A 26,638-nucleotide genomic window follows, 5' to 3' on the forward strand; every position below is an offset into this window, starting at 1 on the left:
CGCCGCGATCAACCTCATCCGCATCAACGCCTGGCTCAGCGACCAGCCCCGCGCCCGCACCCGGACCAGCCCCTTGACAGCACTTCGCCCCGCCGCATAACGACGGGGCGAAGCATCAGAGCCGGGGATTAAGCCAACAGCGTCTGATCCGGTCCTCTCCGGCCCCTCGGTGCCGCAGCCGTGGCATGCCTGGCACCTCATGTGCCATCCTTGAGATGATGGACAGTCAGTGACGCTGTGGCTACGGAGGGGACTGATGCCCCGTCTTTGGGAGGCTGACCCGTCGGCGTTATTCGCCAAACGTCTGGGAAAGTCGGCGGCAGAGCTTGGACACACTGATGGTGACGACAAGTGCCCGGATATCTGGCAGCTCGACAATGGTGATATCGCTGTCATCGGCCGCGACCTCACTGCCGTCTACGCCTCATGTTTGCCCACTGGTGTGTCCATCGGGCCTGATGAGCGGCTGGTTGTCATTCCCGGAAACATGCTCAGCGCAGCAAAGGTAGATATTCCCGATGCTTGATCTTCGTGCCCCCGTGCTCCCGGCTGAGCAAGGCGAACCGCTCGATGACGACGCCTATGTCAGTGACTTCCGGGCGCGACGCAAGGCCATCCGTCATGGCGAGTCCTGGAAGTTGGAACGGCTCCAGCACTTCGAAGAGGATGACAACCCTGCCCGGGACGCGCTCCGTCGAGGCGACTGGGACGAAGCACTCCGGCTCTTCGAGGCGAGGCGTGAGGCCACACAGAAGGCGGCTGAAGAGGACCGGCGGAACGGCTCCCCGTTCCATCGTTTGCGTGTAGTGGAAGAGCCGCTGACGCCATACATGCAATGGGAGCTGCACTCGCTCCACCTCCGTGCGGAGGCCGGGCACCCCACCCGTGTGCTGCCCGCGAAGGAAGTCGCCGCTGCTGAAAGCGATCACCTTCTGCCCGAGTTCGTCGTCCTCGACAATCGCACCCTTTATGAGATTCTCTACACCGAGACCGGGGCCTTCGAGAGCGCGCGCCGTTTCACCGACCCCGAGATCGTAAAACCTTGGGTGACCTATGTGAAGCAGGCTTGGGCGGTAGCAGAGGACATCCGGACCTACTTCGAGCGTGCGGTGACACATCTTCCACCGCCCCCGGCGGCATGAGCGGAGCAGAGTCCAATGCCCCGGCCGGGGGCGAGGACAGTCGCCCACAAGGCTCTCAGAATGACCTGTCAGGGTCGTCTCGGGACGTCGTACAGGCTGGCAACGTTTCGGGCGGCATCAACTTTTACCAGCGGGTGCCGGGGGAGTCGGCCAGCCTCATACCACGTCAGCTTCCGGCTGATGTACGTGCCTTTGTGAACCGCAGCGACGAACTGAATCAGCTTGATGCGATCCTGGCCGGCCAAAACGGCGACCGACTGGTGGTCTCGATCCATGTAGTAGCCGGCACAGCAGGTGCGGGGAAGACCTCGCTGGTGCTGCACTGGGCCCATCAAGTCAAGGACCGCTTCCCCGACGGTCAGCTCTTCGTCAACCTGCGTGGCTACGACCCCGGCGAACCCGTCACCGCCGACCAGGCACTACGCCGATTCCTGCGCGCGCTCGGCGTGCCTGCCGACCAGATTCCCCAGGACGTCGATGATGCCGCCGCTCTGTACCGCTCCTTGCTCGCCGAGCGACGCGTCCTGATTCTGCTCGACAACGCCGCCACGGTCAGCCAAGTCCGGCCACTCCTTCCCGGTACTGGTAACAGCCTGGTAGTGGTGACCAGCCGCAACCGGCTCGCCGGCCTCACCGTACGAGACGGGGCCCGCCGCCTGACGCTGGGCACGCTTCCCGAGCCCGAGGCGATTGCCTTACTGCACGCGGTCACCAGCGGCTATCGGCCTGGAGACGATGAGGAAAAGCTGACTGAACTGGCCCGTCTGTGCGCTCGGCTGCCACTCGCCCTACGTATCGCGGCAGAGCGGGCTGCCAGCCATCCGCATATGAGGATCGACGATCTCATCTCCGACTTGCGGGACGAGTCGGCGTTATGGGATGCGCTGAGCACCGGGATCGATGAGGAAGCAGAAGCGGTCCACTCGGTTTTCGCCTGGTCCTACCGTGCCCTGCCGGAATCCTCCGCGCGGCTCTTCCGCCTGTTGGGGATTCATCCGGGCCCCGAGTTCAGTCTCCATGCGGCTGCCGCTCTCTGCGAGCACAGCCTTAGCCGGACGAGGCAGCTTCTGGACGATCTCGTGAGCGCTCACCTGCTGGAACAGATCGCACCGGACCGATTCCAGTTCCACGACCTACTGCGTGCCTTCGCTGCTGGCCAGGCGCAGAGCGATGAGCCATTAGAGCAACGGAACGTGGCCCTGCGCCGTGTGCTGGACTGGTATCTGTATACTGCTGGCGCGGCGCAGAGCTGGCTCAGACCTTCTGAGCAGCACTCCCCCCTGGCGGCATCGACAGCTTCCGTGCCTCCTCTGGTCTTCGCCGATTACGACGCGGCGGCGGACTGGGCGGACCGCGAACACACGACTCTGCTCCGCTTGGTTCCGGCCGCCGTATCGGCTGGGATCGACACTCTCGCCTGGCGTTTGGCCGAGGTGCTGTGGATTGCCCGCTACCCGTCAGCGTCAGACAGTGACTGGATCGACCCGATGCGTGCCGGTCTGGCGGCAGCCGAACGGGCGGACCAACCGGGTGCCCAAATCCGATTGCTCAACTACCTCGGCATGGCCTACCGGAAGTACCGCCGCCTCGACGAGGGCATGGAATGTCACCGACGGGCGAGGGAACTCGCGCACAGGGCAGCCTTGCCCCTCGAAGAGGCGCGCTCGCTGAATCTCATCGGCCTGATTCACCTCGAGAGCCGCCAACTTGACCCGGCCGCTGACCACTTTGAGCGAGCCGCTGCGATCTTCCGTGACGCGGATGAACCCCGCAGAGCGGCCATGGCCCTGTCCAACATCGCCAGCAGCCGTCTCGATGCGGGCCGCCTGCCCGAGGCCGAGGAGGCCGCCGAACAGGCGCTCGCCGCCCACCGAGCCCTGAACAGCGAAAGAAGCGTGGGCAACGCCTTGTATATCGTCGCCGAGCTCCGTCGAGAGCAAGGCGAGTGCGAAGCGGCACGACATGCGATCGACGAAGCCATCGACATCGCGCTCAACCTCAGGAGTCACGTCCTGGAGGACTTTTGGCTGCTCACTCTGGGCGACATCCAGCGTGTCGCTGGGCAATACGGTGACGCGCTGACCTCGTATCAGCGCTCCGCCAAGCTCCATCAGCGTCTCGGTGACCGTAGCCGAGAAGCCCTCGCTTGGCGGGGCACGGGGCAGACCTATGCGGCGATGGACCGCTACGACGAGGCCGCCGCGTTTCATCGTCAAGCCGCTGCCGTGCACGGACAGCTCGGCGATGCGTGGCAGCACGCCTTGGAACTCGACCACTTGGCCGCCGTCGTGGAAATGGCGGACCCCCAAGCGGCCCGCGCCCACTGGGTCGAGGCCCTGTCCCACCTGGTTACGTACACCGACCCCCGGGCCGTGGCCGTGCGGTCTCGCATCGAGGGAAGTCTGGCCGACCCCTCAGCGTAGCTCGAACCAGATGTGCTTGCTGGTGGGGCGGAGCCCGTATTCCCAGGTCACGCCCCATGCGTAGGCCAGCTCCTGCATCAGGAACAGCCCCCGGCCGCCCTCCTCGTCGGGTGCCGCGTCGCGCGGGTACGGGTGGCGGTCCGGGGAGCCGTCGCGTACGGCGATCGTCGCGATGCGGTCGCGGACGAGGGTGTCGATGTGGATCAGTTGGGTGTTGGTGTGCTGATTGACGTTCGTCACGGCCTCGGAGACCAGGAGTTTCGCCGTGTCCGCGAGGTCGTGCAGGTCGTTGGCCTGGAGGAGGGCGGCGATGGCGTCGCGGCAGACCCTGGGGCTCTTGGGGGAGTTTGGGGCGCTGAGGCGGTAGGCGTATGGGGGTTCGGTGGGTTCGGCGACTTCGGGCATGGCGGTACTCCCAACGCGGTGCGTGGTTGGTTCGTTGCGCTGCGCTAGCAGGACCATAAAGCATTGATGAGCACTCGTGCTATGCCATCGATAAATACGTGCTCTCATTGGACGTGTGGGAACGTCTCACGCGAAACTGTGTCCGGAAGCGAAGGGGAGAGCGCATGCCGAGGACGGCGCCGACCGCGAGGCAACGACGCCTCGGTACGGAGCTGCGCAAGATGCGCGAGCACGCTGGGATGAACGTCGCGCAGGCTGCCCAGCAACTGGGCGTGGATCGGACCCGGATCAGCAATACGGAAGCCGGTCGTTTCGGCGTGAGCGAGGAGCGCGTCCGCGCGCTTGCGGCGATCTACTCGTGTGGCGACACGGCATATGTCGACGCGCTTGTGGACATGGCTCTGGAGCGCGTCCAGGGTTGGTGGGAGGAGTACCACGGGAAGCTTCCCGCAGGCGCCCTCGATCTTGCTGAGCTCGAACACCACGCGGTGAGCTTGCGGTCTATGCAGCCCATGCATATCCCGGGGCTGCTTCAGACGGAGGACTACGCCAAAGCCGTGTTCTCCACGGCCGTACCCGACCTGACCGCCGTCGAGCTGCGTCGCAGGCTGTCCCACCGGCTGAGACGCCGAGATGTGCTGGACAGGGATGACGCGCCGGAGTGCACCTTCCTCGTTCATGAGGCTGCGCTGCGGATGCAGTTCGGCGGGGCCAAAGTGGCCCGTGGTCAGTTGGAGCACCTCTTGGAGGCATCCGAGCGGGACAACGTCGCCGTGCGCGTCATCCCGTTCTCCGCAGGAGGTTTTCCGGGCGCCGGAGCCTCAGTCCTGTACGCGGCCGGGCCGGTGTCACAGTTGGACACGGTGCAGCTCGACGTGGCGACCGGAGTCGCCTTGGTGGACGCGGAGACGCTCGTCACCAACTACTGGCAAGTCCTGGAACGGACGCAAGGGCTGTCACTCAGTCCCGAGGAGACGCGTGACTTTGTGCGCGCGATCGCAGAACAACTCTGAAGGCGTGGGGATGTCGGACATACATAAGTGGCGGAAGTCTTCGTACTCGGGTGACGCGGCCAACAACTGCGTCGAGGTCACGCGGGCTCCCGACGCCGCGATCCTCCTCCGCGAGAGCGACGAACCCCAGACCGTGATCGCCACCACCCCCGCCGCCCTCCGGGCGCTCACGCAGGCCGTCCGGGCCGGGCGGTTCGATCATCTGTCCCGCTAGGGGACAATGGGCGCCATGAGTCTGTTCCGCGACGACGGCATCGTGCTGCGCACCCAGAAGCTGGGTGAGGCGGACCGGATCATCAGCCTGCTCACCCGTAACAACGGCCGCGTCCGCGCCGTCGCGCGAGGCGTGCGGCGGACGAAGTCGAAGTTCGGGGCGCGGCTCGAACCGTTCAGCCACGTTGACGTGCAGTTCTTCTCGCGCGGTGGGGGTGAGCTGATCGGGCGCGGGCTGCCGCTGTGCACGCAGAGTGAAACCATCGCTCCGTACGGCAGCGCCATCGTCACCGACTACGCCCGTTACACCGCCGGTACGGCCATGCTGGAGACGGCCGAGCGGTTCACCGATCACGAGGGCGAGCCCGCCGTACAGCAGTATCTGCTCCTCGTCGGCGCCCTGCGCACCCTGGCCGCCGGGGAGCATGAGCCGCATCTCGTGCTGGACGCGTTTCTGCTCCGGTCGCTCGCGGTCAATGGTTACGCACCGAGTTTCGACGACTGCGCCAAGTGCGGGATGCCCGGTCCGAACCGGTTCTTCTCGGTCGGCGCGGGCGGGGTCATCTGCGGAGAGTGCCGGGTGCCCGGAAGCGTCGTACCCTCGGCGGAGTCGCTGACGCTGCTGGGCGCGCTGCTGACGGGGGACTGGGAGACGGCGGACGCGTGTGAGCTGCGGCATGCCCGGGAGGGCAGCGGGCTCGTGGCGGCGTATTTGTCCTGGCACCTGGAGCGGGGACTTCGGTCGCTGCGGTACGTAGAGAAGTAGCAGCAGAAGCAGTAGCACAGAGAGCACGAGCTGAGGGAGACGTGGCAGGCATGGCAGGACGCGGGTTTCTGGGCCGACAGCGGCGCGAGTACCGGACCCCGGAGCCGCACCCGTCCGGCGCCCGGCCGCCGAAGATCCCCGGTGAGCTGGTGCCGAACCATGTGGCGTGCGTGATGGACGGGAACGGCCGCTGGGCCAAGGAGCGCGGGCTGCCGCGTACCGAGGGGCACAAGGTCGGCGAGGCCGTCGTGATGGACGTGCTCAAGGGCTGCCTCGAGATGGGCGTGAAGAACCTCTCCCTCTACGCCTTCTCGACCGAGAACTGGAAGCGGTCGCCCGACGAGGTGCGCTTCCTGATGAACTTCAACCGCGATGTCATCCGCCGCCGCCGCGACGAGATGGACGCGATGGGCGTACGGATCCGCTGGGCGGGCCGGATGCCGAAGCTGTGGAAGTCGGTGGCGCAGGAACTCCAGGTCGCTCAGGAGCAGACCAAGGGCAACGACGCCATGACGATGTACTTCTGCATGAACTACGGCGGCCGGGCGGAGATCGCGGACGCGGCGAAGGCGCTGGCGGAGGACGTCCGGGCGGGGCGGCTCGATCCGTCGAAGGTGAACGAGAAGACGTTCGCGAAGTACCTCTACTACCCGGACATGCCGGATGTGGACCTCTTCCTGCGCCCGTCGGGCGAGCAGCGCACGTCCAACTACCTGATCTGGCAGAGCGCGTACGCCGAGATGGTGTACCAGGACGTGCTGTGGCCCGACTTCGACCGCCGCGATCTGTGGCGGGCGTGCCTGGAGTTCGCCTCGCGGGACCGCCGCTTCGGTGGGGCGATCCCGAACGAGGAGCAGTTGAAGAAGGACGACTCGCCGTCCGAGTGAGCGCGTAGGGCACATGGGCGGCGTGCGCGCCGCCATGCTCACCCGCGTCGCCGCCACGCCTATTCCGCCGCCACGATCCGCTCCACCGCGGCCGCCACCAGCCGGTCCCGCTCCGCCTCCGTGAAGACGTCCGGCAGGGTGAGCTGCTCGACGATCAGCCAGTTCAGGGTCAGGATCAGCAGCTTGACGGCCATGGCGTCGCCGGGGAGCCCCGACGCCTCGTGGTAGGCGACGTTGGCATCGACGTCGGCCCGCACCCGCTCGGTGAGGACCTTACGGAGCGCGGGGCGCCGGGTGGCCTCGAGGCGGAGCTCCAGCAGGGCCAGATAGCCGGTGCGGAACGAGGCGACGCGGCCGACGAGTTCACGCATCAGCTCCACATAGGTCTCCCGGTCGCGGCCTGCCGCCCGCTGGCGGGCGATCGTGGCCTCGTCGGGCTGGAGCCGCTCATAGACCCGGGCGCCGGCCTGGGTGAGCAGATCGTCGCGGTTGGCGAAGTAGTTGGATGCCGTACCGGCGGGGACGGCGGCCTCGGTGTCCACCGCGCGGAAGGTCAGGCCGCGTGCGCCTTCCCTGGCCAGTACCTCGATCGCAGCGTCGACGAGTGCGGCGCGCCGCTCGTCGTTCCGTCTCACCATTGACACCACTCCAGGTGTAGTACTACGTTCAAACCACTTCAGTCAGAGTACTACGGATGGAGCTCCAACGATGCGAAAGCTCGTGTACTACGTCGCCGTCACGCTCGATGGCCGCATCGCGGGCCCCGGCGGCGAGTACGACTTCTTCCCCGCCGGTGACGAACAGCAGTCCGCCGCCTACTCGGCCTGGACCAGCGCGCTGTATCCCGAGACGGTCCCGACCGCCCACCGCGCCATGGTCGGCCTGGCCGACGCGCCCAACCGCCACTTCGACACCGTCATCATGGGCCTCGGCTCCTACCGCCCCGCCCTGGACGCGGGCATCGGCAGCCCGTACGCGCATCTGCGTCAGTACGTGGTGTCCAGCACCCTCAAGCCCGACATCGACCCGGCCGTCACCGTCGTCCCGGGCGACCCGCTCGCCCTCGTACGCGAGCTCAAGCGGGAGGAGGGCACGGGGCTGGATGTGTGGCTCTGCGGCGGTGGCAAGCTGGCGGGTGCCCTTCTGCCCGAGGTCGACGAGCTGGTGATCAAGAACTACCCGGTCGTCGCCGGTGCCGGAATCCCGGCCTTCGACGGCGCCTTCGACCCCACCGTCTTCGACGTCGCCGAGCGCACCGCCTTCCCCGGCGGCGTCACCCTCACCCACCTCACCCGCCGCTAGCCATGGCGCTCAGCGCTCTTTACTCGTTGTAGAGGCCACATTGAACGGCCCATGATGATCGCCGCCCTAGCCTGGAAGCTTTGTACGACAAACGCTCAACGGGGGGAGGCGTCGCATGGGGAGCGGCGACAGTGGCGGCAGTGGTGGCGGGCACGGCGGCGGCAAGGTCCTGGACATCAAGGTGGCGGACATCAAGTCCGTCGCGCCCACCTTCCACCACCAGTCGGTGAAGCTGAGTGAGGCGCTGACCAAGCTGATCACGACGCTGGACGGCTATGGGGAGCCGTGGGGCGACGACAAGCCCGGTAAGGATTTCGGCAGGCAGTACAAGCCGAACCAGAAGCACATCGAGTCGGCGGCCGGCATTCTCGTTCTCGGGCTGACCAGCATCTATGAGGCGATGAACGACATGGCGGATGGCCATGTCGACAATGACAAGCTCATCGAGGGCATGTTCACCAAGGCCAAGCATGGCTCGGGTCATGATCAGGGTCCGGGCGCGGACGGCCATCGGTGAGCCGTCGGTGAGCATCGGGAGCGAGATCGAGGAGAAGGCCAAGGCCCTCCTCATGAAGCTGGGCATGTGGTGGCCGGATGCCAACTCCGGGACTCTGCGTCACGCGGCCGACGCCTGGCGGACGTTCGCCGACAGTGTGGACGATGTGCGGGTCGCGACCGACAAGGCGGCCACGACGCTCATCCACCACAACAAGGGCGAGGCGATCGACGCCTTCGAGACCTTCTGGGGGCGTTACGCCAAGGGCAAGGACGAGGGCTGGCTGAGCAACCTCGCCAAGTCCGCGCGGAACATGGCGAAGGCGCTGGACAAGTTCGCCGACACCGTCGATGACGCGATCGAGAAGCTGTGGACGCAGATCAGCATCGATGCCGTGGCGCTCGTCGGCGGTGGGCTGCTGACCATTGTCACCGGGGGTGCCTCGGACGGGGTGGCGGCGGAGATCATCGCCATGGCCGCCGGTCTGGGCGTCGCCGTGGAGGAAGCGGTCGCCGTCATCGCGGCGGAGATGCTGACGGGCGCGGTCTTCACCAGCGTCCTGTCCGTGACGATCGACGCGGCCGTGGCCCAGCCGGTGAAGATCGCCCTGGGGCAGCAGAAGGGCTTCAGCCTGGACGAGGTCAACCAGGCGGCCAAGGACGGCATGATCGACGGCGGGATCTTCGGGGCCGGGCTGGGGGTGCTCAAGCCCGGTGTGATGCCGAAGCTCACCGGTGTCCCCGACCTGCTCAAGCCGCCCAAGGTGCCATCGCTGCGGCCGAATCTTGTGGAGGAGGGTCCGGCCGCTCGCCCGACGAAACAGTGTCCGCGTACCGGTGAGCCGATCGACATCGCGACCGGCGCGATGCTGATGGAGCAGACCGATCTGACGCTGCCCGGTTCGCTGCCGCTGGTCTTCGAGCGCACCCATGTGTCCTCGTACCGGGGCGGGGTGTGGTTCGGCCCGACCTGGACCAGTCTGCTGGACGAGCGGATCCAACTGGACCCGGAGGGCGTGGTGTTCGCCGCCGCGGACGGGATGCGGCTGGTGTATCCGGTGCCGGAGCCCGGGGTGCCGACGCTGCCCGCGAAGGGTGCGCGGTGGCCGCTGGAGTGGGACGGCAAACCGGACGGCGTCATGACCGTCACCGATCCGGAGGCGGGTGTGGTGCGGACGTTCGTCCGCCCCGCCGCCACGGAGGAGCCGGGCGCGGTCTACCTGGTCCTGGAGAGCATGCGGGACCGCAACGGCGCCCGCATCGACATCGAACGCGCCCTGAGCGGCGCCCCGTTGGCCGTCCGCCACTCCGGGGGCTACTACCTGGCCATCGACACCGAGGGCCGGCGGGTCACCGCGCTGCGGCTCCTGGACGAACCGCCGTCGGTCTACGCCCCCGAGCGGAGCCGCGAGGGCGGCACGGTGGTGATGCGCTACGGCTACGACGAGGCGGGCAACCTTACGGAGGTCACCAACTCCAGCGGCGAGCCGCTGCGCTTCACGTACGACGACCAGGGACGGGTGACCTCCTGGACGGACCGCAACGGCACGTCGTTCCGGTATGTGTACGGCCCGGACGGGAAGGTCGTGCGCACCGAGGGCAGCGACGGCGTCTACAACGGCGGCCTGGAGTACGACGACGCGGCGCGGACGACGGTCTACACGGACTCGCTGGGTCACCGCACGACGTACCGCTACAACTCCGACGGGCAGTTGGCCGAGGAGACCGATCCGCTGGGCCACACCACGCTGACGGAGTGGGACGCGCGTGGCGACCGTATGGTCGCGGTGACGGATCCGCTGGGGCGTACGACGCGCTACGGGTACGACGAGGACGGCAACCTGACCGGCGTCACCCTGCCGGACGGGGCGCGGGCGCAGGCCACGTACAACGCGCTGTGCCTGCCGGTGGAGGTCACCGAGCCGGGCGGCGGCACGTGGCGCCACACGTACGACGACACGGGCAACCTGACCGCCACCACGGACCCGGCGGGGTCGACCACCACCTATGCGTACACCGACCGGGGCCACTTGGCCGAGGTGACGGACGCACTGGGCAACACCACGCGTCTGAGCACGGACCGGGCCGGACTGCCCATCGCCGTGACGGACCCGCTGGGCCACACCACGAGCGTCTGCCGGGACACCTTCGGCCGGATGGTCGAGGCGACGGACCCTCTGGGCCATACCACCCGGATGGGCTGGACGACCGAGGGCAAACCGGCGTGGCGGGAGGAGCCGGACGGCGCCCGGGAGAGCTGGACCTGGGACGGCGAGGGCAACCTCCTCACCCACACGGATGCGGCGGGCCACACCACCCACCAGACCTCCACCCACTTCGACGTACCCGCCACCCGCACCGAGCCGGACGGCGCGAGGTACGCCTTCGCGTACGACACCGAGCTGCGCCTGACCGAGGTCACCAACCCCCAGGGCCTGACCTGGACCTACACCTACGACCCGGCGGGCCGCCTCACCACCGAGACCGACTTCAACGGCCGCACCCTCGCCTACACCCACGATGCGGCGGGCGACCTGCTGACCCGGACGAACGGCGCGGGCGAGACGCTGCACTTCACCCGGGACGCGCTGGGCCGCACGACGGAACAACGCGACGAGGCGGGCGCACGGACGACGTATGCCTACGACGCGCAGGGTGCCCTGACGCGAGCGGCGAATCCGGACGTTGAGCTGACCCTGGAACGGGACGTGCTGGGCCGGGTCCTGTCAGAAACGGTCAACGGCCGCACGACGAGGTACGCGTATGACGCGGTGGGCCGCCGCACCGAACGCACGACGCCGTCCGGCCTGACGAGCGCCTGGACCTACGACGCGGCAGGCCGCCCCACGTGCCTCGACAACGGCTCGGGAACCCTCTCCTTCACGTACGACGCGGCGGGACGGGAAACGGAACGCCGCGTGGGGGAGGCCGTGAGCCTGACCCAGACCTGGGACGGAACAGACCGCCTCACCACACAGACCCTCACCCACGAACCGGGGGCGGCAGACCGCATCCTCCAGCACCGTTCGTACGCCTACCGGGCGGACGGCTACCTGACCGAGATCCGCGAACTCACCTCCGGAACCCGCCGCTTCGACCTGGACCCGGTCGGCCGCGTGAAGGCGGTCCACGCCCACGGCTGGACGGAAACCTACGCCTACGACCCGGCAGGCAACCTCACCCACGCAACGGCCCCCGCACACCCGTCACCCGGCGACCGCGCATTCACCGGCACTCTGATCCACAGCGCGGGCCGCACGACGTACGAACACGACACCCAAGGCCGCCTGACCCGCCGCACCCGCAAACTCCTCAACGGCCAGACCCGCACCTGGACCTACACCTGGAACGCCGAGGACCGCCTGACCGACGCGACAACGCCGGACGCCGACCACTGGCATTACACATACGACCCCCTCGGCCGCCGCATATCCAAACAACGCCTGGGCGAAGACGGCGCGGTCGCGGAATCGGTGGACTTCACGTGGGAAGACACCCGCCTGGTCGAGCAATCCACCCCCGAGGGCAAACACACCACCTGGGACTACGCCCCAGGCACCCATCGCCCCCTCACCCAAACCGACCACACCCCGCTGATCCGGAAGCCCGGCACATCCCTCATCGAGAAGTTCACGGGCGCCGATGACGGGACGCCATCCGGATTCCACGCGATCATCACGGACTTGGTCGGCACCCCCACAGAACTGGTCACCCCTGACGGAGACCTGTCCTGGCAACACCGCACCACTCTCTGGGGCACCCACTTCCCCTCCCGGGCGAACACCTCAAAGGTCGACTGCCCCCTCCGCTTCCCCGGCCAATACGCCGACCCCGAAACGGGCCTGCACTACAACCATCACCGTCATTACGACCCCGAGACGGCTCGCTACATCACCCCCGATCCGCTCGGCATCGAACCGGCGCTAAATGATTATGCTTATGTTGCTGATCCGCTCGGCTGGATTGACCCGCTGGGCCTAGCGGGATGCAAAGTTGGAAAGGTTAATTGGGTTACTGAGGGTACAACCCGATCGGCAGCCGCAGATGCGTATGAATCCGGCGCGCATGGGGCTCGAAGTGAAGTGTCCTCACAGAAAAGACTTGTCCCTGCACTTGACTATGTCAAAGCAGACGGCACTCCTGGGGCGGTTCGCTTCGATGGGCTCCGCGATGGCCAGTTGATCGATCGGAAACTCGGTATCGCAACCACCCCGAAGTCGAAGCTGGCCGCAACCAGGCAATCTATGGCTCTGGCCCAGAATGGGCGAACAGCCGTCTGGGAGGTCGCGGATCAACGGGCGTACCGGCGGGCCACTAGAATGCTCGGGCAGCAGAACATCATCAATATTAAAGTGAGGATCGTTTCGCCATGAATGCCATCATTTCGCGCACGCTGATCGAGCTGCTTGTGTCCGTTGAGTTGTCCGACGAAGAGTCTGTCTCTGTGGAGGCGTCGGCATCTTTTGCCGAGGATGCAGCCACGTCGCTAGGGGCTCTGCCGGATGCTGAGCGAGCGGAACTGATCTCGATCATTACTCAGATGGGTGAAGAAGCCCAAGATGAGGATCGTCGGCAAGTTCTCCTGGATCTCCCTGAAGGGCTTGGGCTTACCGAGTGACAGGCGCTTTACCGATTTTCTCGACCTTTGTGCATGCATCCCGGAATCGTCTTGGCCTCGAAGTCCGCTGATCCGCCGGGCGTGGCTGACTTCCGTCCCTGCCTCAACGGTGGTCCGCGCCGATGACCCGGCGCGGGTCCGTGGCGGATCCGGTGGCTAGCATGGCCATGGATGGATCATGAAGAGTTCAGGTACCTGCTGGAGTACGCCCGGAACGACTGGCTGGGCTTCTCCGTGATCAGCGGTGCCGTCGCGGGCGAGCTCGGCAAGGGCGCGAGCCATACGCAGTTGATCGAACTCGCAGTCCGCCTCATCGGCGACCTCTACGACCGAGGCGTCCGTGCTGGAGACCTCACATCGTCGGATGCGCACCCGTTCGCCCCCTGGGGCACCGCGAAGGGGGAAACCCTCGACAGGATCCGCTCGGAGATGGCGGCGCTCCCGGGGCTACCGGATTCGGGGGATATCTGCTGGTTCACGGTGCCGTGAACAGCGTGGCATTGAGCCTGATCGAGTTGGACTACTTCATGGAGGTTCGGGTCGACTCGGTCCCCGAGAAGCCGGTGATCATGCGAGCCCCCAGCCGCCGCGCCGCATCCGCGCTGCGGAAGTCCCGCTCCCGCAGCGCGGATTGACGTCAGCGGCGAGGATGCGGCCGGTACGTCACCCCGAACCTCCGACGTCAGTACCCGGCTTCCTCGGCGCCCGCCCGCGCAACCCCTGCCCGCGAAGCGGCGACAGCGGCCACCGCCGTCGCGGCCAGCGCGGCGCTGACCCATACCGCGCCTCGGTAGTCGCCAGCCGTCTCCGTCACGGCGCCCGCGATCAGCGGGCCCAGGAAGGCGCCCGTGTTCAGTGCGACCGTGGCGAATGAGCCGCCCAGTGAAGGAGCCTGGGAGGCCGTGCGCATGACGTGGGTGACGAGGGTCGAGCCGATGCCGAACGACAGGCCGCCCTGGAGGATCGTCGCGATGAAGAGCGGGGCCGCGTAGGGGCTGGTCGCGGCCAGTGCCGCCCAGCCGACCGGCAGGGCAGACACGGCCAGGACCAGGCCCCTCCCGAACCCGCCGTCGGCCCTACGGCCGGCCGTGGTCACCCCTACGAAGGCGCCCACCCCGAACGCGGCGAGAAGGGCGGGGACGGCGGCGTCGGGGAGGTGGGTGATGTCCGTGGCGATGACGGCCAGGTAGGCGAAGGTCGCGAAGGTCGCCCCGTTGACCACGGCCGCCAGGACCATGGCCCACCGCACCGGGCGCGACGCCAGCACACGCGCTTCCCGCCTGATCGAGACATCCTCCCGACCAGCCGCGTCGGCGGGCGCCTGGCGGAAGACCAGGGCCAGTGCGGGCAGGCACAGGGCGGCCACGGCCCAGAACGCGGAGCGCCAGCCGGACCACTCCCCGAGCAACGCCCCCGCGGGGACGCCCGCGACGCACGACAGCGTGACCCCGGACAGCAGAACGGCGGTGGCCCTGGCGTGCCGCGCCGCCGGTACGAGGGCCGTCGCGACGGACATCGCGACCGCCAGGAAACCGGCATTGGCGATCGCGGCGACGATACGAGTACCGAAGAGCACGGCGAAGTCCGTCGTCACCGCGCCGATCACGTGCACGACGACGAACGCCGTCAGAAACGCCGCCAGCGCGCGACGCCGGGGCCAACGCGCGCTCAGCGCGGCCATCACCGGGGCGCCGACGATCATCCCGATCGCGTACGCGGACGTCAGGCTCGCCGCGGCTCCCACCGACACGGAGAGGTCTTGGGCGATGCCCGGTACGAGGCCGGACAGCATGAACTCGGATGTTCCTTGCGCGAAGACAGCGAGCGCGAGGACGTAGAGAAAGACAGGCAAGAGGTCGACTCCAGCGAAGAGCGGATGCGGGCAGGAACAGCCGCGTGCTGGATGTCGGAACTACGCCATGACGAGCCATGACGGGCCATGACGGGCCATGAATACGTCGTGGCTACGCCGTGGATACGGTGAGCCCGAGACGGAACCAGACACACGGAGTCGTGTCCGGTCGCTGGAAGCGAGATCGACCCAAAAAAGTCAGGTCAGCGGTTCAGACAACTGCTCGCCGCCGAACGACCGGCGGCTCCGCTCTGTCTGATTCAGGGCTCGTCACATCGGGCACCGTATCCACAACGCCCGACAGAGATCAATCCTGCGCAGCCTTCGCCGCCGCGCAGTCGCCGCAGGTGCCGAAGATCTCGATCGTGTGGGCCACGTCCACGAAGCCGTGCTCGGCGGCGATCGCGTCGGCCCATTTTTCGACGGCGGGGCCCTCCACCTCCACCGCCTTGCCGCAGGCGCGGCAGACCAGGTGGTGGTGGTGCTCCTCGCTGTTGCAGCGGCGGTAGACCGCCTCGCCCTCGGTGGTGCGGAGGACGTCGACCTCGCCGGCGTCGGCGAGGGACTGGAGGGTGCGGTAGACGGTGGTCAGGCCCACCGAGTCGCCTCGGTGCTTGAGCATGTCGTGGAGCTCCTGCGCACTGCGGAACTCGTCCACCTCGTCCAGTGCCGCCGCCACAGCGGCGCGCTGCCTGGTGGACCGGCCGCGTACTGGGGGACCCGCGGTCACCACGGCTGCCTCCTCAACCTCACATGCTCCGTCGCTCTCAGGGCTCTCTCCGCGCCCACTGCGTCTTCTGCCCGGCCATTGTGCCAGTTAACGCTCGGAGGACGGGCGAGAGCGACAGACTGACAGACGCGAGTGCAATGGACTACGCGACGGACTATACGAGTACATCGTCCCTCACCGTGCACCCTTCTCCGGCCGCTGCCACCCGTTGAGCGCGTCTTTTCGCCAGGGGCGCGGCCAGGGCCGTGATCACGGCGAAGACGCCGATGGCGAGGACGACGATGCTCGCGCCGGGCGGGACGTTCTTGTAAAAGGAGAAGACCGTGCCGGACAGGGTCACCACGACGCCGATGGTGATCGCCAGCGCGAGCGTCATCGCGAAGCCCCGGGTGGCCTGCTGGGCGGCGGCGACCGGGACCACCATCAGGGCGCTGACCAGGAGCAGGCCCACGACGCGCATGGCGACGGTGACCGTGACGGCCGCGGTGACGGCCAGCAGCAGGTTGAGCGTGCGCACCGGGAGGCCGGTCACCCGGGCGAACTCCTCGTCCTGGCAGACCGCGAACAACTGGCGGCGCAGCCCCAGCGTGATCAGTACGACGAAGGCGGCCAGGAGGGAGATCGCGACGACGTCCTCGGGGGAGACCGTGGTGATCGAGCCGAAGAGATAGGTGGTGAGGTTGGCGTTGGAGCCGGTCGGCGAGAGGTTGATCAGCAGCACACCGCCCGCCATCCCGCCGTAGAAGAGCATCGCGAGGGCGAGATCGCCACGGGTTTTGCCGTACCAGCGGATCAGCTCCATGGCGATCGCGCCGAGGGCGGAGACGGCGACGGCGGTCCATACGGGGTTGGCGCCGGTCAGGAAGCCGAGGGCGACGCCGGTGAGGGCGACATGGCCGATCCCGTCACCCATGATCGCCTGGCGGCGCTGGACGAGGTAGATGCCGACGGCGGGCGCGGTGATGCCCACCAGGACGGCGGCGAGCAGGGCCCGCTGCATAAAGGCGTAGTCGAGGATCTCGAGCATCTCAGGTCAGCAACCCTGTCCGGATCGGTTCGGCGTCGGGCGCCGCATGGGGATGGACGTGATCGTGGCCGGGCAGCGCATGCTGGCCCACGGCCTTGGGCGGCGGTCCGTCGTGGACCACACAGCCGTCGCGGAGCACCACCGCGCGGTCGATCAGCGGCTCCAGCGGGCCCAGCTCATGGAGGACGAGGAGGACCGTGGCGCCGGCGGCGACCTGTTCGCGGAGGGTGCCCGCGAGGATCTCCTGGCTGGCGAGGTCGACCCCGGCCATCGGCTCGTCCATGATCAGCAGTTCCGGTTCGCCCGCGAGGGCGCGGGCGATCAGCACGCGCTGGTGCTGGCCGCCGGAGAGGGCGCTCACCGGGTCCCGGGCGCGGTCGGCCATGCCGACGAGCTCCAGGGCCCGCTGAACGGCCGCCCGGTCCGCCTTGCGCGGCGGGCCGAACCGGCGGCGGGCCAGCCGGCCCGCCGAGACGACCTCGCGCACGGTCGCGGGGACGCCGCTGGCGGCGGTGGTGCGCTGCGGTACGTAGCCGATCCGGGCCCAGTCGCGGAAGCGGCGGCGGGGGGTGCCGAAGAGGGCCAGCTCACCGCCGGTGAGTGGGACCTGGCCGACGATGGACCGTACGGCGGTGGACTTGCCCGAGCCGTTGGCGCCGAGCAGTGCCACGACCTCGCCGCGGCGGACGGTCAGATCGATGCCGCGCAGCACGGGGCGGCCACCGAGGGTGGCGGTGGCGCCGCGCAGGGATATGGGGTCGGCGGTCGTGGGGGGATCTGGATGTCGGGCCGTGGCCGGGGCTATGTCCGGTTCCTCGGCCGCCCCGGTTTCCTCGGCCGCCCCGGTTTCCCGGGCCACCCCCGTTTCCCGGGCCACCCCGGTTTCCCGGGCCTCCTCGGCTTCCATGGCTTTCTCCCTCACTTGGCGCCCAGCGCCTTCTTCAGGGCCTTCAGATTGGATCGCATGACCTGGAGGTAGTCGTCGCCCTTGGACTTGTCGCCGATGCCCTCGATGGGATCGAGCACATCGGTCCGCAGATGGAGATCGCCCGCCAGCGTCTTCGCTGTCCGGTCGCTCACCAGGGTCTCGAAGAAGACGGTGTTGACCTTGTCCTTCTTGGCGACGCTGTGCAGCCCCTTGATCCGGGCCGGGCTGGGCTCGGACTCGGGGTCGAGCCCGGAGATCGCCTCCTGCCGCAGGCCGTAGCGCTCGGCGAGATAGCCGAAGGCGGCGTGGGTCGTGATGAAGGTGTCCGAAGAACGGTCCTTCAAACCGTTCCGGAAGTCCTGATCGAGCGTGGTCAGCTCCTTGACCAGGGCGGTGGTGTTCTTCTTGTACGTCGTGGCGTGATCGGGGTCGGCCTTCTCCAGCGCCTTGCCGACGCCCTTGGCGACCTGGGCGTAGCGCACCGGGTCCAGCCAGATGTGGGGGTCGGCGGCGGCGTCGCCGGAGTGGGCGTGGCCCTCGTGCCCTGCCTCGCCCTTATGGCCGCCTTCGCCCCCGTGGTCGTGGTCGCCCTCGACCTCGGTGCCGTGGTCCTCCAGGGTGGTGTACGAGGCGGCGTCGGCGACGTGTTTCGGCTCGGCCTGTCCGATGGCCCGGTCGACGGAGGGCTGGAGCCCCTTGAGGTAGACCACCAGACCGGCCTTGCTGAGATCGGCGGTCTGCCGGGGGCTGATCTCCAGATCGTGCGGTTCGACGCCGGGCTTGGTCAGGGAGGACACATGGATGGCGTCCCCGCCGATCCGCTGGGCGAGGAACTGTAGGGGATAGAACGACGCCACCACGTCCAGCTTGCCGTCCGTCCTTCCGTCTCCGGTGTTGGAGGAGCAGGCTGTGAGCGTGGTCAGACCCAGTGCGGCGGCTCCGACGAGGGCGGTCGTGGGCCTGAGGCGGCGTATGTTCATGACTCTCATTTTCAACAAAGATGGAAACGATTGTCAACAAGTGTCCTCTTGCTGATCGCTTCGACTACCGATTTGATCCGGGGGGTGCCGCCGCCGGTAACCTGAAGCATTCGCTTCGTCGTCAATGTCGTCATCAATGAAGAGAGCACCGTGGCCGCCGACAAGATCGACACCATCGTCAGCCTCAGCAAGCGCCGTGGCTTCGTCTACCCGTGCAGCGAGATCTACGGCGGCCAGCGAGCCGCCTGGGACTACGGACCGCTCGGTGTGGAGCTGAAGGAGAACATCAAGCGGCAGTGGTGGCGTTCGATGGTCACCTCTCGTGACGACGTCGTCGGACTCGACTCGTCCGTGATCCTGGCCCGTGAGGTGTGGGAGGCGTCCGGCCACGTCGCCACCTTCACGGACCCGCTCACCGAGTGCACCTCCTGTCACAAGCGGTTCCGCGCGGACCACCTGGAGGAGGCGTACGAGGCCAAGCACGGCCGGCTCCCCGAGAACGGCCTGGCCGACGTCAACTGCCCGCACTGCGGCAACAAGGGCAGCTTCACCGAGCCCAAGCAGTTCTCCGGGCTGCTCGCCACCCACCTCGGCCCGACCCAGGACTCCGGCTCGGTCGCGTATCTGCGCCCCGAGACCGCCCAGGGCATCTTCACCAACTTCCTCGCGGTCCAGCAGACCTCGCGCCGGAAGCCGCCGTTCGGCATCGCGCAGCTCGGCAAGTCGTTCCGCAACGAGATCACGCCGGGGAACTTCATCTTCCGCACGCGTGAATTCGAGCAGATGGAGATGGAGTTCTTCGTCAAGCCGGGCGAGGACGAGACATGGCACGAGTACTGGATGGAGCAGCGCTGGAACTGGTACCGGGACCTCGGTATCCAGGAGGCGAACATCCGGTGGTACGACCACCCCAAGGAGAAGCTCTCCCACTACTCCAAGCGCACCGCTGACATCGAGTACCGCTTCAGCTTCGGCGGCTCGGAGTGGGGCGAGCTGGAGGGTGTGGCCAACCGCACCGACTTCGACCTGAAGGCGCACTCGGCGGCGTCCGGCCAGGACCTGTCGTACTTCGACCAGGAGGCCGGCGAGCGCTGGACCCCCTACGTCATCGAGCCGGCGGCGGGCGTGGGCCGCGCGATGCTGGCCTTCATGCTCGACGCGTACGTCGAGGACGAGGCGCCCAACGCCAAGGGCAAGATGGAGAAGCGCACCGTGATGCGGCTCGACCCGCGCCTGGCGCCGGTCAAGGTCGCGGTGCTGCCGCTGTCCCGCAACCCGCAGCTCTCGCCGAAGGCCAAGGGGCTCGCGGCGGACCTGCGCAAGCACTGGAACATCGAGTTCGACGACGCGGGCGCGATCGGCCGCCGCTACCGTCGCCAGGACGAGATCGGCACGCCCTTCTGTGTCACCGTGGACTTCGACACCCTCGACGACAACGCCGTGACGGTGCGTGAGCGCGACACGATGAAGCAGGAGCGGGTCTCCCTCGACCAGATCCAGTCCTACCTGGGCGGCCGTCTGATCGGCTGCTGACCTGGCCCGGGCCTCGCGCCCGGACCACGGGCACCGGACACATACCCGACGACGGGCTCCGGCGCCGCGGACGCGATGTCCGTGGCACCGGGGCCCGTCGGCTCGGCAGAACGGGGGGGGTTCACCAATCGTGCGAGGCGTGACACATCACATCACCGCCACCCGCGAGGACGGCACGGTCTTCGAGGTGAGCTACGGCTACGGTCCGGGACAGCGGCGGCTGCTCGGCTGCGAGCACTGCGACTGGCAGGAGCGGATCACCTCCGGCGGTGCCCGCCACAAGGGGCTCGATCACCTCGCCCAGGCGCACGGAGCCCTCGGCTCCCCGCGGATGACCGCCGACGTGGCGGCGCGGCGGCAGGTCCTTCTGATCATGCTGGCCTGTTTCGCGGCGGCCGCGGTCATTGTGTGGTGGGCCGCCTCCCAGGGCTGAGCCGCCTCCCAGGGCTGAGCCGCCTCGCAGGGGTGGGCCGCCTCGCAGGGGTGGGCCGCCTCCCAGGGGTGAGCCGCGGGTCGTCGTGGACGGTCCGCCGTCCCCGGCCGAGCGCCAGCGCCGTGCACAGCGCCGCCAGCGGCAGCTCCGCGCAGGCCGCCATCGCGACCGCCACCGCCAGTTCCCCGCCCGGCGCGGCGGTCACCGTGTCGAACCACGCGTCCACCACGAGCAGCGCTCCTGTCGCCGCCGCGGTCAGGCGATGGCGGTCGTCACCGCGTCCGCGCAGCGCGGCGGTGGAGAGCAGTCCGAGCGCCTCGAGGGCGTCCAGGCCCACCCACGCGACGTTCCAGTGGCCGACCTGGGCCGTGGATGGCACCGTCCGGGCCAGTACGTACAGCCAGGGGAGCAGCGCCGCACCCGAGGCCAGCAGCACCGACTCCGGCCGTATGCGCCGCAGCAGAAGCGCGCACCGTGCCTTCCGCGCGGTGCGCGCGTCGGTGGCCGGGGCGGCGGGAGCCGGGGCGGCGGCGGGAGCGGGGGCGTACAGGGCGGTCATGGGGCGGATCTCCTTCCGGGCCCGCTCGTTGTCGGGCATGCCCTCAGCCTTGTCGGCGCCGCCGCCGGTGTCGGTCACACCAGTTGCCGACTTGGGGTGGCACCAGTTGCACCCCAAATCCGGGCATGTGGTCCAGCGCGCGGCCGATCGGGGCCGCTCTAAGGTCGTCGCATGAGCCTCCTCACCGCGATACGCCCCGCGTTCGGGCGTTCGCCGCACCGGCTGCGGCGCGACCTCGGTTTCGGTGTCGCGGGTGCGGCGGTGCAGTTCGTGGCCTGGGCGATACCCATGAGCGCTCCGTGGCTGATCTACGAGGACACCTCGGCCCTGGGGGAGGTCATGCTCGCCCTCACCCTCCCCCTCGTCGTTCCGGCCGTGGCCACGCCCGTGCTGACGCGCGTCCAGCGGTGGCGCTTCAAGGCGCTGCTCGACATCGAGATCACCGGGCCCAAGAGGGCCCCGCGGCAACTGTGGTACCACCTGCTGGCCGGACCGGCGGTCGCCTGGGGAGGGGTACTGGCCGTCACGATGGCCCTCGTCGGTCTCGCGGCCGCCACGGTGTACATCTGGATATGGGGCGTCCCGCCGTCCTGGCGGGTCGAACATGTCGGGTACTCGACCAAGGCCGCGTATGTCACGGTCGGCGGCGTGATCCTGCTGGCCCTCGCCTACGCGCTCGTCGGCGCCCTCGTACGGCTCGACACGCGTGCCGCCACCGCGCTGCTTGGCTCCGTCCCCGCCAAGGAGTTGGAGCGCCGGGTCGAGGATCTGACCGAGAGCAGGGCGGGCGCGGTCGACGCGGCCGATGCCGAGCGCCGTCGCATCGAACGCGATCTGCACGACGGCGCCCAGCAGCGGCTGGTCTCCATGGCGGTCAACCTGGGCCTGGCCAAGGCCACGCTGACCGATCTGCCGGACGAGGCCCGGCAGGTGATCGAGGAGGCGCACCGGGAGGCCAAGGGCGCCATCGAGGAGCTGAGCGCTCTGGTGCGCGGCCTCCACCCGGCCGTCCTGGACGAACTCGGCCTGGACGCCGCCCTCTCCGGCATCGCGGCCCGTGCGCCGCTGCCGGTGCGGCTGCATGTCCATGTGCCGGAGCGTGCCGCCCCGACCGTCGAGGCGGTCGCGTACTTCGTCGTATCCGAGGCCCTCACCAACGTCGCCAAGCACGCCCGGGCGGAGCGGGCCGACGTCACGGTCGTCCGCACCGGGGGCACGCTGCGGATCGTCGTCGAGGACGACGGGGAGGGCGGGGCCGACGCCGCCCTGGGCAGCGGTCTCACCGGGCTCGCCAAGCGGGTGGGCTCGGTGGACGGCACGTTCGGGATCAGCAGCCCCTCCGGGGGCCCGACCGTCATCACCGTGGAGCTGCCGTGCGTGCTGTGATCGCCGAGGACTCGGTTCTGCTGCGGATCGGCCTGGTCAAGGTGTTGCAGATGGCGGGCTTCGAGGTGACCGCGGAGGCGGCGGACGCGGAGGGGCTGCTGACGGCGGTGGAGGAACACCGTCCGGACATCGCCGTGGTGGACGTACGGATGCCCCCGGGCTTCACGGACGAGGGCGTCCGGGCCGCCCTGCTCATCCGGCAGCAGTGGCCGGACACGGCGGTGCTGCTGCTCTCGCAGTACGTGGAGGAGCGGTACGCGGCCGATCTGCTCACCGCGCACACGAGCGGGATCGGCTATCTGCTGAAGCAACGCGTCGCGGACGTGGAGGAGTTCATCGACGCGCTGCGGCGGGTGGCGGGCGGTGGCACCGCCCTGGACCCGCAGGTCGTGGCCCAGTTGCTCGTCCGCCGCCACAGCGACCCGCTGGACCGGCTGACGCGGCGGGAGCGGGAGGTGCTTGAGCTGATGGCGGGCGGCCGGTCCAACGCGGGGATCGCGGGGGCGCTGGTGATCAGCGAGTCCGCGGTGGCCAAGCACATCAACTCCATCTTCGGGAAGCTGGACCTGCCGGTCGCTGACGCGGACCACCGCCGGGTGCTGGCCGTACTGCGGTTCCTGGGCGTGGGCTGAGCGGCGCCCTGACGGGGCGCGGGGCCGTGTCGATGTGCGGCTCGGCCGTGAGGCAGGGGCTTCGCCCCTGGACCCCGGGGTCTGGGGCGGAGCCCCACCACGCGGCGGGCAGGGAGGCGATCAGCCCGCCGCAGGCGTCAAGATCCGTCACCCCTGACGGGACCGCAGACCGTCCAGCAGCAGCTCGCAGACGGCCACGAAGGCCAGGTCCGGGTCCGGGTCCGACCACCGTGGCGCGGGCGTCCCGCATCCTGAACTCCCCGCTGGAGGCCACTCCCTACGCCACCGCGCGCGGCAGGCGCAGGCTCAGCAGCAGCGTCAGCGCGATCGCCGCGAGCTGGGCCGCGAGCGTGACGACCAGCGCGTCACCCATGCCCATCGACGGCTCCAGGGACAGGAAGAGCGTGCCGAGCGTCGCCACGCCCAGCGCCAGCGCCGACTGCTGGGTGGTGACCATCACGCCGCTCCCCACCCCGGCCCGCTCGTTCGGCACATCGGCCAGCACGATCCGGATCAGCACCGGAAGCTGAAGCCCCTGCCCGAACCCGGCCAGCGCGACCCCCGGCAGCAGCCCGGCCAGCGACAGCCCCTGCCAGTCGCGCCATACGGCCAGCATCAGCACCGCGATGCCCACGGCCTGGATCAGCCCGCCCGCGGTCACCACCCGGCTGCCGAACCGGCCCACCAGACGCGGACCCATCAGCGAGGCCACGAAGAACGCCGTGGCCATCGGCGCCAGCGCCAGCCCGGCCTCGACCGGCCCGTACCGCAGCCCCTGCTGTAGGGCGACCGCGATCACGAACATGAAGCCACCGAAGCCGATCGAGAACGGCACCACCATCGGCAGCCCGCGCCGCAGCCCACTCAGCGCGAACAGGCTCGGCGGCAGCAGTGGCGTGCGGCCCGCCCGGTCGGCGCGCCGCTCCACGACGTAGAACGCGGCGGCCACGAGCGGGAACGCGCCCAGCGTCAGCCAGGTCCACAGCGGCCAGCCCGCCGCCCGCCCCTCGGTCAGCGGCACCATCAGCGTGATCAGCGACAGCGCCAGCAGTACGGTGCCCGGCACATCCACCGGCGCGGGCCGGTCCGAGCGGGTCTCGGGGACCGTACGGACCGCGAGGATCAGGCCGATCACCGCGACCGGCACATTGACCAGGAAGACCGCGCGCCACCCGGTGCCCGCGATGTCGGCGGCCACCAGCACACCGCCCAGGATCTGCCCCGCCACCATGGACAGACCGGCCGTCGCGCCGTACATGCTGAGCGCACGGGCGCGGCGCGTACCGCTGGTCGAGGAGTGGATCGTGGCCAGCACCTGAGGCAGCATCAGCGCGGCCGAGGCGCCCTGCGCCACCCGGGCGCCCACCAGGCTCCAGGCGTCCGGCGCGAGCCCGCAGGCCAGCGAGGTCAGCCCGAAGGCCGCCATCCCGGCGAGGAAGAGCCTGCGCCGTCCGAAGGTGTCGCCCAGCCGGCCGCCGAGGACCAGCAGCACCGCGTAGGCCACGCCGTATCCGGCGACGACGAGCTCCAGGACGGCCGGACCGGCGTGGAGATCGTGGTCCATGGTGGGCAGGGCCACGTTGACGATGAAGAAGTCGATCAGCGGCAGCGCCGCGCCCAGCAGCACGGTGAACAGCCCGAGGGGGCTCAGCGCGGGGCCGGAGGAGGCGGGGGTCCGCCCAGTGGTCTTCCCGTGGGTGGTCGTCCCGCCGGTGGTCCTCGTGCCGGTCGTCTTCGCTGCGTCCGGGGCGGGGGCGGGGGTTCTCGTTCGTATCGTGGAAATCTGCGTTTCGGTCACGCTTACGAAGATCCGTGCTCGCTCAGGCTGGTACCAGAGTGTCTTTATCCTGGTACAAGAAGTACCTGGCAACCGGCTGAGCCCTTCAGGCACCCTTGACCCATGACCACGATGGTGCGGGAAACCACGGCCGGTGCCACGACGGGCGCCACGGCCGAGAGCAGGAGTGCGGGGGCCGAGATACGGCGGGGCGAGCTGGCCGCGTTCTTGCGCAGCAGGCGGGAGCGGATCACGCCTGAGCAGGTGGGGCTGCCCCGGGGCCGCCGGCGGCGCACCCCCGGACTGCGCCGCGAGGAGGTCGCGCAGCTCTCGACCGTCGGCGTGACCTGGTACACATGGCTGGAGCAGGGCCGCGACATCCATGTCTCGGCGCAGGTCCTCGACGCCATCGCCCGCGCGCTGATCCTGGACCGTAGCGAGCGGACCCATCTCTTCGCGCTCGCCGGGACCGTCGACCCGAGCCCGGCGAGCGAGTGCACGGGCGTTCCGCAGTCGCTGCGGCGCATGCTGGAGCAATTGGAGCCGTTCCCCGCCTGCGTCCAGAACAGCCGCTTCGACCTGCTCGCCTACAACCGCACCTACCGGCTGATGATGTGCGACCTCGACCAGGTGCCGCCGGAGGACCGCAACTGCCTGTGGCTGGCCTTCACCCACGACGAGTGGCGCTCCAGCATGGTGGACCGGGACGAGACGATCCGGCTGATGGCGGCCAAGTTCCGCGCCGTCATGGCCGAGCATGTCGCCGAGCCCGCCTGGAAGGCGATGGTGAAGCGGCTGGAGGACGCCTCGGCGGAGTTCCGGGAGATCTGGGCGCGGCATGAGGTGGTCCGGCCCGGCGACAAGATCAAGGTCTACCGCCAGTCGCAGGTGGGCATCCTCCGGGTGGCCGCCACCAGCCTGTGGACCGGCCCCAGGCAGGGCCCCAAGCTGCTCACCTACACCCCGGCGGACGCGGAGACGCATGAGCGCCTGGAGCGGCTGCACGCGCTGGCGCTCGGGGAGGAGGCCGCGACGGCGGAGGTCGCGACGGCCGAGGCCGCCCCGGCGGCGGTCTGACTCGCCGGGGCCCGGGCCTGCCCGCCGTGCGGCGGATCTTTCCCCTCCCCGCCCCTGGGCCCCGTTTCCTGGGGCTGCGCCCCTGGGCCCCGCCTCTCTGGGGCTGCGCCCCTGACCCCGTCCCCTGGGGCTCCGCCCCTGGACCCCCTCCGGGACGTCCGGCCCGGGGCTGGGGCGGAGCCCCCACCTCGCGGCGGAGCCCCGCCACGTGGCGGAGCCGCGTATCGATGCTGCGGGAAGGGGCGGGGAGGGGAGCAGCCCGCCGCAGGCGGCATCGTGGGCCGGACGCCCGCCCCCTCGCGCCAACTACGCCTTCGCGCCTGCCGACGCCCGTCCCGCCGGCGCGCTCTCCTCGAGCAGCGCGGCCGCGCGCCGGGTCGTCTTCTCGGCCCAGCGGCCCGTGGTCACCATCCCCAGCAGCAGGATGACGGCACCGCATCCGGCGATGATCCACCAGGCC

At 69.1% G+C, this 26,638-nt stretch carries 27 protein-coding genes; 18 read left to right on the forward strand and 9 right to left on the reverse strand.

Annotated elements, in window-relative coordinates; translation table 11 throughout:
• Positions 1-256 precede the first annotated feature (256 nt).
• The 3 genes from KN815_RS20505 to KN815_RS20515 all read left to right on the forward strand — a co-directional run bounded on the left by KN815_RS20505 (position 257) and on the right by KN815_RS20515 (position 3,565).
• On the forward strand, positions 257-526 hold the full coding sequence (locus tag KN815_RS20505) for a hypothetical protein (protein ID WP_216343402.1): 270 nt from the start codon (positions 257-259) through the stop codon (positions 524-526).
• Entirely contained in the window at positions 519-1,142 is a 624-nt protein-coding gene (locus tag KN815_RS20510; protein WP_216343403.1) for a DUF6879 family protein, read from the forward strand. The genes KN815_RS20505 and KN815_RS20510 overlap by 8 nt, the downstream gene beginning before the upstream one ends.
• 503 nt (positions 1,143-1,645) lie before the next feature.
• Entirely contained in the window at positions 1,646-3,565 is a 1,920-nt protein-coding gene (locus KN815_RS20515) for a tetratricopeptide repeat protein (protein WP_507229904.1), read from the forward strand.
• On the opposite strand, the gene KN815_RS20520 is transcribed toward KN815_RS20515, so the two are convergent.
• Positions 3,557-3,970, reverse strand: a complete 414-nt coding sequence (locus tag KN815_RS20520) for an ATP-binding protein (RefSeq protein ID WP_216343404.1) — start codon at positions 3,968-3,970, stop codon at positions 3,557-3,559. The two genes, KN815_RS20515 and KN815_RS20520, sit on opposite strands and share 9 nt — an antisense overlap.
• Before the next feature lie 164 nt (positions 3,971-4,134).
• Here KN815_RS20520 and KN815_RS20525 point away from each other — a divergent pair, with 164 nt between their 5' ends.
• From KN815_RS20525 to KN815_RS20540, 4 genes are read left to right on the forward strand one after another with little or no spacing between them, the layout of a single operon-like run.
• Positions 4,135-4,983: a Scr1 family TA system antitoxin-like transcriptional regulator gene (locus tag KN815_RS20525; protein WP_216343405.1), complete on the forward strand. Its 849-nt coding sequence runs from the start codon at positions 4,135-4,137 to the stop codon at positions 4,981-4,983.
• A 10-nt stretch (positions 4,984-4,993) separates the two neighbouring features.
• Positions 4,994-5,197, forward strand: coding sequence for a DUF397 domain-containing protein (locus KN815_RS20530; RefSeq protein ID WP_216343406.1), 204 nt, complete (start codon positions 4,994-4,996; stop codon positions 5,195-5,197).
• Positions 5,198-5,212: 15 nt separating this feature from the next.
• Positions 5,213-5,962: a DNA repair protein RecO gene (gene recO / locus KN815_RS20535; RefSeq protein WP_216343407.1), complete on the forward strand. Its 750-nt coding sequence runs from the start codon at positions 5,213-5,215 to the stop codon at positions 5,960-5,962.
• A 50-nt stretch (positions 5,963-6,012) separates the two neighbouring features.
• A complete protein-coding gene (locus tag KN815_RS20540; protein WP_216343408.1) occupies positions 6,013-6,849 on the forward strand; it encodes an isoprenyl transferase in 837 nt (278 codons plus the stop codon).
• A gap of 59 nt (positions 6,850-6,908) precedes the next feature.
• Here KN815_RS20540 and KN815_RS20545 read toward each other — a convergent pair whose 3' ends face one another.
• Positions 6,909-7,487: a TetR/AcrR family transcriptional regulator gene (locus tag KN815_RS20545; RefSeq protein ID WP_216343409.1), complete on the reverse strand. Its 579-nt coding sequence runs from the start codon at positions 7,485-7,487 to the stop codon at positions 6,909-6,911.
• Positions 7,488-7,557: 70 nt separating this feature from the next.
• Here KN815_RS20545 and KN815_RS20550 point away from each other — a divergent pair, with 70 nt between their 5' ends.
• From KN815_RS20550 to KN815_RS20575, 6 genes are all read left to right on the forward strand, one after another.
• Positions 7,558-8,151: a dihydrofolate reductase family protein gene (locus tag KN815_RS20550; RefSeq protein WP_216343410.1), complete on the forward strand. Its 594-nt coding sequence runs from the start codon at positions 7,558-7,560 to the stop codon at positions 8,149-8,151.
• 115 nt (positions 8,152-8,266) lie between these two features.
• The gene (locus KN815_RS20555; protein WP_216343411.1) at positions 8,267-8,668 is read left to right on the forward strand and encodes a hypothetical protein; all 402 of its coding nucleotides are present in this window, start codon (positions 8,267-8,269) and stop codon (positions 8,666-8,668) included.
• Positions 8,634-13,019: an RHS repeat-associated core domain-containing protein gene (locus KN815_RS20560; protein ID WP_253209123.1), complete on the forward strand. Its 4,386-nt coding sequence runs from the start codon at positions 8,634-8,636 to the stop codon at positions 13,017-13,019. The genes KN815_RS20555 and KN815_RS20560 overlap by 35 nt, the downstream gene beginning before the upstream one ends.
• Entirely contained in the window at positions 13,016-13,264 is a 249-nt protein-coding gene (locus KN815_RS20565; RefSeq protein WP_216343412.1) for a hypothetical protein, read from the forward strand. Before KN815_RS20560 ends, KN815_RS20565 begins: the two co-directional genes overlap by 4 nt.
• A gap of 171 nt (positions 13,265-13,435) precedes the next feature.
• The gene (locus tag KN815_RS20570) at positions 13,436-13,753 is read left to right on the forward strand and encodes a hypothetical protein (RefSeq protein WP_216343413.1); all 318 of its coding nucleotides are present in this window, start codon (positions 13,436-13,438) and stop codon (positions 13,751-13,753) included.
• A 5-nt stretch (positions 13,754-13,758) separates the two neighbouring features.
• A complete protein-coding gene (locus KN815_RS20575) occupies positions 13,759-13,899 on the forward strand; it encodes a hypothetical protein (RefSeq protein WP_216343414.1) in 141 nt (46 codons plus the stop codon).
• Between the two features lie 47 nt (positions 13,900-13,946).
• Here the strand turns inward: KN815_RS20575 and KN815_RS20580 are convergent, their stop codons facing one another.
• The 5 genes from KN815_RS20580 to KN815_RS20600 form a co-directional block, all read right to left on the reverse strand.
• Positions 13,947-15,116, reverse strand: a complete 1,170-nt coding sequence (locus KN815_RS20580) for a Cmx/CmrA family chloramphenicol efflux MFS transporter (protein WP_216343415.1) — start codon at positions 15,114-15,116, stop codon at positions 13,947-13,949.
• 307 nt (positions 15,117-15,423) lie between these two features.
• Positions 15,424-15,849: a Fur family transcriptional regulator gene (locus tag KN815_RS20585; RefSeq protein ID WP_137965691.1), complete on the reverse strand. Its 426-nt coding sequence runs from the start codon at positions 15,847-15,849 to the stop codon at positions 15,424-15,426.
• A gap of 151 nt (positions 15,850-16,000) precedes the next feature.
• Positions 16,001-16,873: a metal ABC transporter permease gene (locus tag KN815_RS20590; protein ID WP_078641318.1), complete on the reverse strand. Its 873-nt coding sequence runs from the start codon at positions 16,871-16,873 to the stop codon at positions 16,001-16,003.
• 1 nt (position 16,874) lies between these two features.
• A complete protein-coding gene (locus KN815_RS20595) occupies positions 16,875-17,780 on the reverse strand; it encodes a metal ABC transporter ATP-binding protein (protein ID WP_253209124.1) in 906 nt (301 codons plus the stop codon).
• 11 nt (positions 17,781-17,791) lie between these two features.
• Entirely contained in the window at positions 17,792-18,781 is a 990-nt protein-coding gene (locus KN815_RS20600; protein WP_216343416.1) for a metal ABC transporter substrate-binding protein, read from the reverse strand.
• Positions 18,782-18,931: 150 nt separating this feature from the next.
• On the opposite strand from KN815_RS20600, the gene KN815_RS20605 reads away from it, so the two are divergent.
• Positions 18,932-20,314, forward strand: a complete 1,383-nt coding sequence (locus KN815_RS20605) for a glycine--tRNA ligase (RefSeq protein ID WP_216343417.1) — start codon at positions 18,932-18,934, stop codon at positions 20,312-20,314.
• A 139-nt stretch (positions 20,315-20,453) separates the two neighbouring features.
• On the forward strand, positions 20,454-20,747 hold the full coding sequence (locus tag KN815_RS20610) for a hypothetical protein (protein WP_253209125.1): 294 nt from the start codon (positions 20,454-20,456) through the stop codon (positions 20,745-20,747).
• Here the strand turns inward: KN815_RS20610 and KN815_RS20615 are convergent.
• A complete protein-coding gene (locus KN815_RS20615; RefSeq protein WP_216343419.1) occupies positions 20,716-21,384 on the reverse strand; it encodes a hypothetical protein in 669 nt (222 codons plus the stop codon). The genes KN815_RS20610 and KN815_RS20615 overlap by 32 nt on opposite strands.
• A gap of 93 nt (positions 21,385-21,477) precedes the next feature.
• Between KN815_RS20615 and KN815_RS20620 the strand changes: the two genes are divergently transcribed.
• Both KN815_RS20620 and KN815_RS20625 read left to right on the forward strand, forming a co-directional pair.
• Positions 21,478-22,692 (forward strand): sensor histidine kinase, encoded by a 1,215-nt coding sequence (locus KN815_RS20620; protein ID WP_216343420.1) that lies wholly within the window; start codon positions 21,478-21,480, stop codon positions 22,690-22,692.
• Entirely contained in the window at positions 22,680-23,324 is a 645-nt protein-coding gene (locus KN815_RS20625; RefSeq protein WP_216343421.1) for a response regulator transcription factor, read from the forward strand. Before KN815_RS20620 ends, KN815_RS20625 begins: the two co-directional genes overlap by 13 nt.
• Positions 23,325-23,601: 277 nt before the next feature.
• Here KN815_RS20625 and KN815_RS20630 read toward each other — a convergent pair whose 3' ends face one another.
• Positions 23,602-25,122 carry an MFS transporter gene (locus tag KN815_RS20630; protein ID WP_216343422.1) on the reverse strand — a complete coding sequence of 507 codons (1,521 nt, stop codon included), beginning with the start codon at positions 25,120-25,122 and terminating at the stop codon, positions 23,602-23,604.
• A 102-nt stretch (positions 25,123-25,224) separates the two neighbouring features.
• Between KN815_RS20630 and KN815_RS20635 the strand changes: the two genes are divergently transcribed.
• Positions 25,225-26,178, forward strand: coding sequence for a helix-turn-helix transcriptional regulator (locus KN815_RS20635; RefSeq protein WP_372458411.1), 954 nt, complete (start codon positions 25,225-25,227; stop codon positions 26,176-26,178).
• Positions 26,179-26,638 lie beyond the last annotated feature (460 nt).

The sequence above is a fragment of the Streptomyces niphimycinicus genome (genome assembly GCF_018883605.1).
GTDB lineage: Bacteria > Actinomycetota > Actinomycetes > Streptomycetales > Streptomycetaceae > Streptomyces > Streptomyces niphimycinicus.

Coding starts and splice junctions, on each gene's coding strand:
- KN815_RS20540 (WP_216343408.1), top strand. CDS start 6,013: ATGGCAGGACGCGGGTTTCTGGGCCGACAGCGGCGCGAGTACCGGACC.
- KN815_RS20545 (WP_216343409.1), bottom strand. CDS start 7,487: ATGGTGAGACGGAACGACGAGCGGCGCGCCGCACTCGTCGACGCTGCG.
- KN815_RS20600 (WP_216343416.1), bottom strand. CDS start 18,781: ATGAACATACGCCGCCTCAGGCCCACGACCGCCCTCGTCGGAGCCGCC.
- recO (WP_216343407.1), top strand. CDS start 5,213: ATGAGTCTGTTCCGCGACGACGGCATCGTGCTGCGCACCCAGAAGCTG.
- KN815_RS20530 (WP_216343406.1), top strand. CDS start 4,994: ATGTCGGACATACATAAGTGGCGGAAGTCTTCGTACTCGGGTGACGCG.
- KN815_RS20525 (WP_216343405.1), top strand. CDS start 4,135: ATGCCGAGGACGGCGCCGACCGCGAGGCAACGACGCCTCGGTACGGAG.
- KN815_RS20520 (WP_216343404.1), bottom strand. CDS start 3,970: ATGCCCGAAGTCGCCGAACCCACCGAACCCCCATACGCCTACCGCCTC.
- KN815_RS20510 (WP_216343403.1), top strand. CDS start 519: ATGCTTGATCTTCGTGCCCCCGTGCTCCCGGCTGAGCAAGGCGAACCG.
- KN815_RS20505 (WP_216343402.1), top strand. CDS start 257: ATGCCCCGTCTTTGGGAGGCTGACCCGTCGGCGTTATTCGCCAAACGT.
- KN815_RS20570 (WP_216343413.1), top strand. CDS start 13,436: ATGGATCATGAAGAGTTCAGGTACCTGCTGGAGTACGCCCGGAACGAC.
- KN815_RS20595 (WP_253209124.1), bottom strand. CDS start 17,780: ATGGAAGCCGAGGAGGCCCGGGAAACCGGGGTGGCCCGGGAAACGGGG.
- KN815_RS20620 (WP_216343420.1), top strand. CDS start 21,478: ATGAGCCTCCTCACCGCGATACGCCCCGCGTTCGGGCGTTCGCCGCAC.
- KN815_RS20635 (WP_372458411.1), top strand. CDS start 25,225: ATGACCACGATGGTGCGGGAAACCACGGCCGGTGCCACGACGGGCGCC.
- KN815_RS20565 (WP_216343412.1), top strand. CDS start 13,016: ATGAATGCCATCATTTCGCGCACGCTGATCGAGCTGCTTGTGTCCGTT.
- KN815_RS20550 (WP_216343410.1), top strand. CDS start 7,558: ATGCGAAAGCTCGTGTACTACGTCGCCGTCACGCTCGATGGCCGCATC.
- KN815_RS20590 (WP_078641318.1), bottom strand. CDS start 16,873: ATGCTCGAGATCCTCGACTACGCCTTTATGCAGCGGGCCCTGCTCGCC.
- KN815_RS20560 (WP_253209123.1), top strand. CDS start 8,634: ATGATCAGGGTCCGGGCGCGGACGGCCATCGGTGAGCCGTCGGTGAGC.
- KN815_RS20555 (WP_216343411.1), top strand. CDS start 8,267: ATGGGGAGCGGCGACAGTGGCGGCAGTGGTGGCGGGCACGGCGGCGGC.